Below are 10,949 nucleotides of genomic sequence, written 5' to 3'. Positions count from 1 at the left end.
CAACATTAGATGCTAATAGCACTCAAGATACCATTCGATATTTCAGAGAGAAAAAAGGAGTGGGTGAAGCCCAGGCCAATCAGATGCTGGCTCAGGTTACCCAGATGGGAAAAGGAGCAGGTATTGACTTTGATTTTGGAAAAACTTTAATCACCAATACTTTCAGTGCTCACAGGCTGCTTCATTTGGCGAAGAAACATAACAAGTCTAATGAAATGGAAGAAGCATTATTTATTGCTCATTTTATTGATGGTAAAAACGTAGGAGATACTGAAGTACTAATTTCTCTTGCTGAAAACTTAGGTATTGATAAAGATGAGGCAAGAGAAGCGGTTACTTCCGATCAATTGGATTATGAAGTGAATCAGGACATAATGGAAGCTAGAAATAATGGCGTTTCAGGAGTTCCTTTCTTTGTTTTGAACGGTAAATATGCCGTTTCGGGTGCACAGCCTGTAGAAGTTTTTGAGAATGCATTACAGCAGACCTATAAAGAAACGGTAAGTCCTTTTAAAGACCTATCGGGAGGCAAAGGAGCTTCCTGTGATGCTGATGGATGCAGTATTTAATGATATAAACCCCAGACTATTTTAGTCTGGGGTTTTTCTTTTAGCATGATCTGGAATTTTTTATCGTTCAATTTATATCATAGTAATTAAGCTATTTGTGAGAAAAATCAGTACAATTAGTATTTAAAATTGCTCGAAAGGATATGAAAACAGCTAACATTCTTCCAAAATCCAGCAAAACTCCCGTATCTTTGTAAAACAATATAAATCTATATTTTTCAATGATAAAAATTAATAATGATGTTCATTTTCCTGTTGCAGACACTCTTTTTGTTTTTGCACTGGATTCTGAAGCAGGAACAGTATTCGATGGGAAAAATAAGTTAATAACAGGAATCGGAAAGGTGAATGCAGCCATAGAACTTACCAAAGAAATTCATATCAGAAAGCCAAAATTAATTGTGAATCTGGGTTCTGCGGGGAGCAAAGGTTTTCAAAAAGGAGAAGTGGTTTGCTGTACCAAATTTATCCAGAGAGATATGGATGTGAGAGGCTTAGGCTTTAAGCTATATGAAACCCCATTATCCGGAGTTCCGCCTGTATTGGAATACGGCCTGAAAATGGACAGTCTGAAAGAAGGAATCTGTGGAAGTGGCGACAGTTTTGAAATGAACCATTCTGAAACAGATTACAATATTGTAGATATGGAAGCCTATCCTTTAGCATTGATTGCACAGCAAGAAAACATTCCGTTTCTATGCTTAAAATATATCTCTGATGACGCAGGGAGTGACGCAGCCGATGACTGGAGTGTACAGGTACATCTTGCTTCTGAAGCATTCAAAAAAATATTATTCTCATAAAACTTATTTAAAATGGCATCAATTATTATCAACAAAGCCTCTGCTGAAGACGTAGATATTATTCAGAAGCTGGGTATTCAGACTTTTTCTGAAACTTTTGCAAAAGACAATACTGAAGAAGCCATGGAAAAATACCTGAAAGAAAGCTTCAATACAGAAAAGATAACTGCTGAACTGAATAATCCTGATTCTCACTTTTATATTGCGTGGGAAGAAGATAATCCTGTCGGTTATCTAAAAATGAATACCGGCAAAGCACAGACTGAACTTCACGATGAAACCAGTCTTGAAATTGAAAGGATCTATGTGAAGAAAACCCATCACGGTCAAAAAGTAGGACAGCTTTTGTATGACCAGGCATTCAATACTGCTCAACATCTCAAAAAATCATATCTGTGGCTGGGTGTCTGGGAAGAGAACCTGAGAGCTTTAAACTTTTATAGGAAGAATGGCTTCGTTGAGTTTGATAAACACATTTTCAGACTTGGAGATGAAGAACAGACAGATCTGATGATGAAGAAAGTCCTGGATTAAGGTCAAGGATCACTAAATTCGTTTATCCAATGAACAGTTCTCAATTTTTAAAGCAAATCAACAGCTACTATCCATTATCAGAGGAGACTATTACAGCTTTGATGGATATTTGCAGCGAAGAGCATTATAAAAAAAATGATCTTCTCCTGGAATCCGGAAGTATGGCAAGGTATTATTACTTCATACAATCCGGATTGGTAGGCTACTATACAATGGATGAGCAAGGAAATTCTATTTATAAAATTTTCTTTGAGGAAAACAGTTTTGTAGCTTCTACATCTGCTATTATCAAAAATGAACCAAGTGACTTCAGTATTATTGCGCTGGAAGATTGTTCAGTCATTAAATATCCGGTTAAAGCGTACCGTGAATTATTGGGAAAATGCCATGATCTTGCTCTTTTTCACATCCGGTATCTGGAGAAAAACTGGGTAGTAAAAAAAGAACCATTAGAAGTTTCCCTAAAATATGAAACTGCAAAACAGCGATATTTGTTATTACTTGAAAATAAATCTCTGCATGAAAGACTGAAACAGCATCATATTGCTTCTTATTTAGGAATCACTCCAACGCAGCTCAGCCGAATAAAAAAAGAAATCAATTCATAAAAGCTTCAACATTTGTTGAGGCTTTTCCATTTTTATTGCTGCAACTTTGTCCTGTCAAAAGATCATGAAACCATTGATTATTCAAATAAAAGATCTTACATTTATAGAAAAGGTATATTCATGATCTTTCCATCATCAATTAAATTTTAAAAGCATGAAAAAGTTAATCAACATTGCCGTTGTTCTTACTGCCTTTGCACAGTTTTCAGCACAGAAGATCATTCATCAGGAAGTTTTCAGTCCCAGGATGAATAAAAAGATCAAAACCATTATCATCACTCCCAATGTACAACCCAATACAAAATATCCATCTGTATATATTCTTCATGGCTTCAGCGGCAATCCGGACAGAATTATAAAAGAAGACATTCCTGATCTGGTTCAGAAAGCACAACAGTACAAAACCATTTATGTATTACCAGACGGGAATTACAGTTCCTGGTATGTAGACAGCCCGGTTATTAAAGATTCCCAATACCAGACTTTTATCGGAAAAGAGCTTGTAGAGTTTATTGATAAAAATTATCCGGTAAAAGCTGAAAAGAAATTCCGTGGAATTCTGGGATGGAGCATGGGCGGCTATGGAGCTACCAACATTGGAGTTACCTATAACAAAACATTTGGAATTGTAGGAAGTTCTTGTGGCGCCTTAGACTTTAATTCATTTGGCGAGGGCTATAATAAATACATGGTCAATAAAGTATTAGGTCTTATGGAATCTCTAAACACTAATTTTTTTACTGACAGCAAGATCAAATTAATGGCTGCAGCCGGACAGCACTATATTTTCGACTGTGGAACAGAAGACGTTCAGATGATTGGCCAAAACAGGAAGTTCCATGCGAAACTTACCGAACAGAAGATACAGCATCTGTATACAGAATCCTTAGGGGCTCACGATACTCAATACTGGAGCCGTTCATTGTCTGAACAACTAACTCTGTTTGATAAATATTTCAAGTAGTACGGATTCATCACAAATCTTATAAAGTCCTTTTTAATCAAATTTAAAAAGGATTTTTTTAACTCCTTTAAAGCTTCAGAGATTTAATTCACTCGTGAAAAAACGTTTATGGTAAACAGTTAAAGAAAGAGGGTTACATTTTTAGAAAGTATTTCAATACTTTTTTCCATTTCATCAAAACCCAAATCACCAAACCCCAGCCTCATAGCAGTAAGCCTTTTATTCTGATAGAGCAATGTTTTGGGGATAAAAAGATTGTCCTGAGCACATTTTCGGCTCAGCTGCATCAGATTAATAGGAATATTCCATTCCATCCAGATGGCAAGACCTCCGGAAGGTTTTTCAAAAGTAATCACATCTCCAAGGTTTTCCTGAAGTAAAGTACTGAAATGATCCCGCCTTTCCTGATAAACTTTCAAAGATTTTTTCAGATAACGGTTGATTTCTCCTTCTTCAATCATTTCTCCCAAAGTTCTTTCCATCAGAATATCACCCTGACGGTCAATAATTCCGAGGTGTTTCCTCATTTCCACCATCAAATTTTCAGGAGCTACAATAAATCCGGTTCTGAACCCCGGTGCCAGCGATTTTCCGAAAGATCCGATATAAATAACCATTCCATTTGTATCAGCACTTGCAAGAGGCAGAATCGGGCTTTTATCATAATGGAATTCATAATCATAATCATCTTCAAGAATCACAAATCCGTATTCATTAGCCAGCTCCAATAACTCCAGTCTCCGCTGGGCACTTAAAGCCACAGTTGTAGGATAATGATGGTGCGGGGTAAGATACAGCATTCTTATTTTCTGCTTTTTACAGGCCTCCCGAACGCTTTCCACGATAATCCCATCCTCATCAATCGGAAGGGTAACAATAGTAACGCCAGCTTTCTGAAAAATCATGTTCACTGAGAAATAGCTCAGATCACCTACTAAAACTGTATCACCCGCAGACAGAAGAATTTCGGAAACAATGTAAATACTCATTTCTGTACTCCTTGTAATCAGAAGATTATTTTTAGAAATGGGTAATCCACGGGACAAATTGAGATACCGGGACAAGTGTTCCTTAAAAAACTCACTTCCATCATGATTATAATGTCCAAGCCCTTTCTGGCTAGACTTCCGTTTAAGAATGGAGCTGTAATATCTGGAATGTTGTCCAATCTGGGTAAGTCTGATATCCGGAACCCCATCATTGAAGACATATTCACAATCTGAATGTTCAAAAGGATTATCCAGGATATTGGAGGTCTTAAACGTGAAACCCGTGGTTTTAGGATAATTCTGAAGGTTGTTTTCGTCAAAATCTTTCACTTTAACAGGCTTTTCCTGATTTTTTCCAATAACAAATGTTCCTTTGTTGGGAAAGCTTTCCACCCAGCCCTGGGCAGACAGTTCATCATATACTGCTACTGCTGTATTTCTATGTACATCCAGAATCTCACTGAAAGCCCTGGTTCCCGGAAGTTTAGTTCCAAACGGTAAAAATCCTCTCTGAATAGCATTTACCAATTGATTCGCAATTTGCAGATAGATAGAAGTCTCTGATTTTCTATCTATTTTAATAAAACTTTCATAAGGAATCTTAACCGGACTATCCATAATATAAAAACTGGCACCATAGAGCCATCCGGCAATATACTACTTTTGACATCAAAATAAAAATCTATGGAATTTCATCATCTGGTCAGAAGAATAGTACAGGATGGCAGTACCCATGCCAAATGGCTGAACACCCTTTCTTTTATGGAAAATGCCGGTGCAAGAAAAATATCAAAATGTGAACATCCGGTGATGGTAACTCAGATTCAGCTTAAACATGCTGCCGAAGAACACCGCCATGCCTATTATCTGAAAAAGCAAATTGGAAAAATAGATCCGGAACTCTGCAAAACGTATGAAAGCAGAGAACTTCTTGCACCTGTTGCCACCAGACAGTATCTGCATTCATTGGATATTAAAGCGTGCAGATATCTTCAGGAAGTTTTTCAGCTTACAAAAGAAGACCTGAAGTATGCAGCCTATCTTTTTGTAACCTACGCCATTGAAGTTCGTGCTGATGAGCTTTATCCTGTTTATCAGGAAATCCTCTCCGAAGAATCTTCTAAAATCATGGTAAAATCTATCATTCTGGAAGAAGAAGGACATCTGGAAGAGATGATTAACCAACTCAATGAATTTTCTGAAAACTGGCAGTTGCACGCAAATAAGATCTTAGAAATTGAAAAAGAACTGCACCTCCAATGGATTAATGCTATTACGGAAGAAGTAGCTCAGCTGAATTATGCTTAAAAACCTTAATCATTTTCAGGAGGCCCTCAACAAAAGAAGGCAGACAGGGACATTAAGAGCTTTACAGCCCAAGGCCGAAGGAATTGATTTCTATTCCAATGATTATCTTGGATTAGCAGGGAATAAAGAGCTTCAAAGGATAATGCTGGAAAAAATTAATCATAATCCTCAATGGCTTTCTGGAAGCACAGGCTCCAGACTTATTAGCGGAAATAGCAGTATGGCAGCTTTTACGGAGAATTTTATTGCTGAAAAGCATCACTTTTCTTCTGCATTACTATTCCCGTCTGGTTATAACGCCAATTTAGCTTTGTTTTCTACACTTCCGAATCGTCATGATACGATTATTGTGGACGAACAGATTCACCGTTCTGTACACGATGCCTGTAAAATGTCGAATGCAAGAAAATTAAAATTCAGGCATAATGATATTGAAGATCTGGAAAATGTTTTAAAAAGGCAGGAAGGCCATTGTTATATCGCAATAGAAAGTCTTTACTCTATGGAGGGAGATCTTGCCCCGATTTGTGAAATGGCCGGATTAGCCAAGAAATATGAAGCAAGCTTAATCGTTGATGAAGCCCATGCATTCGGAGTTTTTGGAAATGGTTTGGTAAATCAATATGGTTTACAGGATCAGGTGGCAGCTATTGTCATCACTTACGGTAAAGCTTTAGGTGCTCATGGTGCGGCCATACTTTGTAATGATGTTGTAAAATCTTATCTGGTCAATTTTGCATCCCCATTTATCTATAGCACTTCAGCACAGGATTTTCAATGGATGAGCATCAAAACGGGCTATGATTTTTTGGAAGATCATCAAGAATTATCCGTACAACTTCAAGAAAACATAAAAATTTTCAGAAGTCAGGAACTTCAGTCTCCATCTTCTGAAAGCAGCCCGGTACAGGCAATTATCATTTCTGACAACCAAAAGCTGAAATCTTTACAGAAAACCTTATCCGAAGAAGGATTTTTAACCTATGCCATCTACAGCCCAACCGTAAAGGAAGGAGCTGAAAGACTCAGGATATGTCTTCACAGTTTTAATACGGAAACACAGATTATAAAGCTTACAGAAATCATTAAACGCTTTATTTAAGAAAAACAACGCGAATCACGTAACTCAACATCTGGAATGAAATTATTTATAACAGGAATAGGAACTGAAATAGGAAAAACAGTATGTTCCGCCATTTTAGTACAATATTTTAAAGCGGATTACTGGAAACCTGTACAGTCAGGAGATCTGCACTATACAGATTCCGATAAAATTGAGAATTGGACAGATCACACCTTCTGTCATCCTGAAACCTATCGACTCCAATTGGCAGCGTCACCACATCAGTCTGCAAGAGCAGAAAACATTCACATCAGACTTCATGACTTTCAGCTTCCTGCAACTCAGAACTCCCTGATTGTAGAAGGAGCAGGTGGACTTATGGTTCCGCTTTCGGATGACACTTTTATAATTGACCTGATTGAAAAGCTAAAGCTTCCTGCCGCCCTTGTTGTAAGAAATTATTTAGGCTGCATCAATCACACCTTGCTATCAATCATGGCCTTACAACTAAGAAATATTATGCTGGAATACCTGATTCTTAACGGAGAATTTCCCGAAGATACTGAAAGTGTGATCCTAAACTCCATTACGGAAGAAACAAAAATTATCAAAATACCCGAAATTAAAAGTTCGGATAAAGAACACGTCACGGCTATTGCAAAACAACTAACAATAACAAAATTATGATAATGGATAAAACAACAACCATCAGAAACAACTGGACTAAAGAAGAAATAGAGGAAATTTACCATTTACCTCTTATGGAACTTATTTATAAAGCAGCCACTGTACACCGCGAATGGCATGATCCTTCCGAAGTACAGATCTCCACTTTACTATCTATCAAAACCGGAGGCTGCCCGGAAGACTGTTCATACTGCGGACAAGCGGCACGCTACCATACCAATATCAAAGTACAGGCTCTGCTACCTACTGAAACCGTAATTGCTCATGCTCAAAAAGCAAAAGATAACGGCTCATCCCGCTTCTGCATGGCAGCAGCATGGCGTGAAGTTCGTAATAACCGCGATTTTGACAGGGTTATTGATATGGTAAAAGGCGTGAATGATCTTGGCCTGGAAGTCTGCTGTACTTTAGGAATGCTTACCGAAGAACAGGCTATAAGGCTTCAGGAAGCAGGATTATATGCTTATAACCATAATCTTGATACTTCTGAACAATATTATGAAGAAATCATCTCTACAAGAACTTTCGATAACAGAATCAATACCATTAACAATGTCCGAAAAGCAGGTATTACAGTATGTTCAGGCGGTATTATTGGTTTGGGAGAAACCCACAAAGACAGAATTTCCATGCTATTAACATTAGCCACTATGCCTAAACACCCGGAATCTGTTCCTATCAATGCATTGGCCAGAGTAGAAGGAACTCCTTTGGAAGATAACGAAAAAGTAGATGCCTGGGAAATGGTAAGAATGATTGCCACTGCAAGAATCGTAATGCCTTCTTCCATGGTAAGACTGAGTGCAGGGCGTATAGAAATGACGGAAACAGAACAGGCATGGTGTTTTATGGCCGGAGCCAACTCAATTTTTACGGGAGAAAGAGAAACACTACTGGTCACGCCTAATCCTGGAGTTTCTGAGGATATGCAAATGCTGCAGACTCTTGGATTAAAGCCAATGATAAAAAAAGAAACCTGCTGTTAACCAATTGTAAATCATCATTATGAGTTTCTGGATTTTAATACTGAGCATTTTGAATTTCATTCACGAATTGCTTGTGAAGTTCCTTTAGCTTTTGATTGATTTAAACGCTAAGACCACAAGAAGCATAATGAAGCTGCCTATTTTTCACTCACAAAGGCATTACATTCAGCAGAGAAAAAGTATAAGTCATCAATACATTTATATCAATCATGGATACAATAACGCCAAACAGCCTCCAGCAAAGAGATAGAGCCGTCAACTGGCATCCTTACACTCAGATGAAAACTGCCGACGAGATTATTCCTATCGTCAAAGGACAAGGACTTTACCTTTATGACACTGAAGGCAAAAAATATATGGATGTGGTTTCCTCATGGTGGGTAACTCTTCATGGGCATTCTCATCCTTATATCGCCCAACGTATATTTGAACAGCTCAACACGCTGGAACAGGTTATTTTTGCAGGGTTTACCCATGAACCTGCCACACAGCTTTCAGAAAATCTACTGAAACTTTTACCTGATAACCAGGCCAAAGTTTTCTATTCTGACAATGGCTCTACAGCAGTGGAAGTCGCTTTAAAGATGTGTATTCAGTATGCACACAATCAAGGGAAAGAAAAAACCAAAATCCTTGCTTTTAAAAACGCTTATCACGGAGATACTTTCGGAGCCATGTCTGTAAGCGGGAAAAGCTATTGGACCAAACCTTTTGAAAGCAGACTGTTTGAAGTCATTTTCATTGATACTCCCAATGCTGGAAATCTGGCAAGCTTACAATCTCAGATTAAAGATATTGCTGATGAGGTGGCTTGTTTTATTTACGAACCTTTAGTTCAGGGAGCTGCAGGAATGTTGATGTATAATGCAGAAGATCTGAATAATCTGATGAAATTCTGCAGAGAGCAGGGAGTACTAATGATTCAGGATGAGGTTTTTACAGGCTTTGGAAGAACCGGGAAACTATTTGCAGCCCATTATCTCACTGAACAGCCGGATATCATGTGCTTTTCAAAAGGGCTGACGGGTGGAACTATGCCAATGGGAATTACAACCTGTTCTCAAACAATTTATGAAGCTTTCTGGTCTGATGACAAATATAAAACCTTGTTCCACGGACATTCGTTTACCGCCAATCCGTTAGCCTGTACTGCAGCATTGGCCAGTATGGAATTATTACTTCAAAAAGAAACCCAAATGAATATCAAACATATTTCTCAGCAGCATTCAGAGTTTATCAAAGCTCTGGCATCACATCCACAAGTTGAAAATGCCCGCCACATTGGAACTATCCTGGCTTTTGATTTTAAAACTGGGCAGGGAACTTCTTATTTCAATGAAATCGGGAAAAGACTTTATAATGAATTTTTACAGAGAGGAATCATTATGCGGCCTTTAGGGAATGTTCTTTATCTGGTGCCACCTTATTGTATATCTTCTGAGGAACTGGATATAGTATATCAAAATATTCTGGAGGTTCTGGATCTATTTAAAGATTAAATATTTTTCAAAAAAAACCCTATAGGTTTCGGAACCTATAGGGTTTCTATGACTCTAAGGATTACCATTAATCTTTAGATCAAGGTTTATGAATTCTTAATCCTCTACATATTTATTTCTTGCAGCTCTTAGCCCGAAATAGAGCATTATTAATACCGCAACACTCAGGAAGTAAAATGAAGTGTTCCATGAAATATCCCAATCATGCAGCTTTCCAAATACCGGAGGCCCGAATGCTGCAATAAGATAACCTACAGACTGTGCCATTCCGGAAATCTTCACGGCATTGATACTGCTTTTCGTTCTTGTAGAGAAAAACAGAATCGATAAACTGAAAGACAATCCATTGGAAATCCCTATAATGACAGCATTTACATAGATCCATTGAGATTTTAAAAATACAAACATCATGGTACTTCCAAACATCAAAGCACAAATGAAAAGGATCATTATTCTCTGATCTTTCATTTTACTGGCGATGATCGGACAGCAGAATGTTATGGGAATCATTGTAATCTGAATCACAAACAGCACCCAGCCCGAACTTTCACCAGACATATGATAATCATTAAGGAATGAAGGTAGCCACGCCACCATACAATAATAAAATAAAGATTGTAATCCCATAAAAATACTGATATTCCAGGCCTGGGAAGATTTAAACATATTAAAACCGGAAGTCCCCAAAGCAGTTTTAGGCTGACCAGAATTTTTCTTATTGAACAGTATTTCCAGAATGAGAACCACGAATCCCAGGGCAGCAATTACCAGCCAGATCCCAAGAGAACCACGCCATCCAAATCCCGTCCACTCTCCAATTTTTACACTAAAACCGGAGGCTAGGGCAGCGGTAAGATTCATAGAAACAGCAAAGATTCCTGTCATTAAACCAATCTGTTTCGGGAAATTATTTTTAACATATCCCGGAGTTACTACATT

12 protein-coding genes are annotated in these 10,949 nt (G+C 37.9%); 10 read left to right on the top strand and 2 right to left on the bottom strand.

Going from position 1 to position 10,949, the window contains the following annotated elements:
- The 5 genes from BBH99_RS03320 to BBH99_RS03300 all read left to right on the top strand — a co-directional run.
- Positions 1-569: DsbA family oxidoreductase (locus tag BBH99_RS03320; protein WP_066691982.1), on the top strand; the 569-nt coding region annotated here is incomplete at its 5' end.
- Between the two features lie 221 nt (positions 570-790).
- A complete protein-coding gene (locus BBH99_RS03315; protein WP_066691980.1) occupies positions 791-1,372 on the top strand; it encodes a 5'-methylthioadenosine/S-adenosylhomocysteine nucleosidase family protein in 582 nt (193 codons plus the stop codon).
- 12 nt (positions 1,373-1,384) lie between these two features.
- Positions 1,385-1,906, top strand: coding sequence for a GNAT family N-acetyltransferase (locus tag BBH99_RS03310; protein ID WP_066691979.1), 522 nt, complete (start codon positions 1,385-1,387; stop codon positions 1,904-1,906).
- Between the two features lie 29 nt (positions 1,907-1,935).
- Positions 1,936-2,514: a Crp/Fnr family transcriptional regulator gene (locus BBH99_RS03305; RefSeq protein ID WP_066691976.1), complete on the top strand. Its 579-nt coding sequence runs from the start codon at positions 1,936-1,938 to the stop codon at positions 2,512-2,514.
- Positions 2,515-2,668: 154 nt separating this feature from the next.
- Positions 2,669-3,478, top strand: a complete 810-nt coding sequence (locus tag BBH99_RS03300; protein ID WP_066691972.1) for an alpha/beta hydrolase — start codon at positions 2,669-2,671, stop codon at positions 3,476-3,478.
- A 119-nt stretch (positions 3,479-3,597) separates the two neighbouring features.
- Here BBH99_RS03300 and BBH99_RS03295 read toward each other — a convergent pair whose 3' ends face one another.
- Entirely contained in the window at positions 3,598-5,085 is a 1,488-nt protein-coding gene (locus BBH99_RS03295) for an aminotransferase-like domain-containing protein (RefSeq protein WP_066691969.1), read from the bottom strand.
- Between the two features lie 66 nt (positions 5,086-5,151).
- On the opposite strand from BBH99_RS03295, the gene BBH99_RS03290 reads away from it, so the two are divergent.
- From BBH99_RS03290 to bioA, 5 genes are all read left to right on the top strand, one after another.
- Positions 5,152-5,775, top strand: coding sequence for a hypothetical protein (locus BBH99_RS03290; protein ID WP_066691966.1), 624 nt, complete (start codon positions 5,152-5,154; stop codon positions 5,773-5,775).
- Positions 5,768-6,877 (top strand): aminotransferase class I/II-fold pyridoxal phosphate-dependent enzyme, encoded by a 1,110-nt coding sequence (locus BBH99_RS03285; RefSeq protein WP_066691964.1) that lies wholly within the window; start codon positions 5,768-5,770, stop codon positions 6,875-6,877. The genes BBH99_RS03290 and BBH99_RS03285 overlap by 8 nt, the downstream gene beginning before the upstream one ends.
- A gap of 36 nt (positions 6,878-6,913) precedes the next feature.
- Positions 6,914-7,525: a dethiobiotin synthase gene (gene bioD / locus BBH99_RS03280; protein ID WP_066691959.1), complete on the top strand. Its 612-nt coding sequence runs from the start codon at positions 6,914-6,916 to the stop codon at positions 7,523-7,525.
- 2 nt (positions 7,526-7,527) lie between these two features.
- On the top strand, positions 7,528-8,511 hold the full coding sequence (gene bioB, locus BBH99_RS03275; RefSeq protein ID WP_066691956.1) for a biotin synthase BioB: 984 nt from the start codon (positions 7,528-7,530) through the stop codon (positions 8,509-8,511).
- 209 nt (positions 8,512-8,720) lie between these two features.
- Positions 8,721-10,010, top strand: coding sequence for an adenosylmethionine--8-amino-7-oxononanoate transaminase (gene bioA, locus BBH99_RS03270; RefSeq protein WP_066691953.1), 1,290 nt, complete (start codon positions 8,721-8,723; stop codon positions 10,008-10,010).
- A gap of 96 nt (positions 10,011-10,106) precedes the next feature.
- Here bioA and BBH99_RS03265 read toward each other — a convergent pair.
- A partial coding sequence (locus BBH99_RS03265; RefSeq protein WP_066691951.1) for an MFS transporter occupies positions 10,107-10,949 on the bottom strand: 843 nt, incomplete at its 5' end.

This window comes from Chryseobacterium contaminans (assembly GCF_001684955.1).
Taxonomy (GTDB): domain Bacteria; phylum Bacteroidota; class Bacteroidia; order Flavobacteriales; family Weeksellaceae; genus Chryseobacterium; species Chryseobacterium contaminans.
The sequence above is the reverse complement of the archived record's forward strand: the minus strand, read 5'-3'. Positions and strand labels throughout refer to the sequence as shown.

What these genes read in the sequence shown, in the direction of transcription:
- BBH99_RS03315 (WP_066691980.1), top strand. Translation starts at nt 791, where the DNA reads ATGATAAAAATTAATAATGATGTTCATTTTCCTGTTGCAGACACTCTT.
- BBH99_RS03310 (WP_066691979.1), top strand. Translation starts at nt 1,385, where the DNA reads ATGGCATCAATTATTATCAACAAAGCCTCTGCTGAAGACGTAGATATT.
- BBH99_RS03305 (WP_066691976.1), top strand. Translation starts at nt 1,936, where the DNA reads ATGAACAGTTCTCAATTTTTAAAGCAAATCAACAGCTACTATCCATTA.
- BBH99_RS03300 (WP_066691972.1), top strand. Translation starts at nt 2,669, where the DNA reads ATGAAAAAGTTAATCAACATTGCCGTTGTTCTTACTGCCTTTGCACAG.
- BBH99_RS03295 (WP_066691969.1), bottom strand. Translation starts at nt 5,085, where the DNA reads ATGGATAGTCCGGTTAAGATTCCTTATGAAAGTTTTATTAAAATAGAT.
- BBH99_RS03290 (WP_066691966.1), top strand. Translation starts at nt 5,152, where the DNA reads ATGGAATTTCATCATCTGGTCAGAAGAATAGTACAGGATGGCAGTACC.
- BBH99_RS03285 (WP_066691964.1), top strand. Translation starts at nt 5,768, where the DNA reads ATGCTTAAAAACCTTAATCATTTTCAGGAGGCCCTCAACAAAAGAAGG.
- bioD (WP_066691959.1), top strand. Translation starts at nt 6,914, where the DNA reads ATGAAATTATTTATAACAGGAATAGGAACTGAAATAGGAAAAACAGTA.
- bioB (WP_066691956.1), top strand. Translation starts at nt 7,528, where the DNA reads ATGGATAAAACAACAACCATCAGAAACAACTGGACTAAAGAAGAAATA.
- bioA (WP_066691953.1), top strand. Translation starts at nt 8,721, where the DNA reads ATGGATACAATAACGCCAAACAGCCTCCAGCAAAGAGATAGAGCCGTC.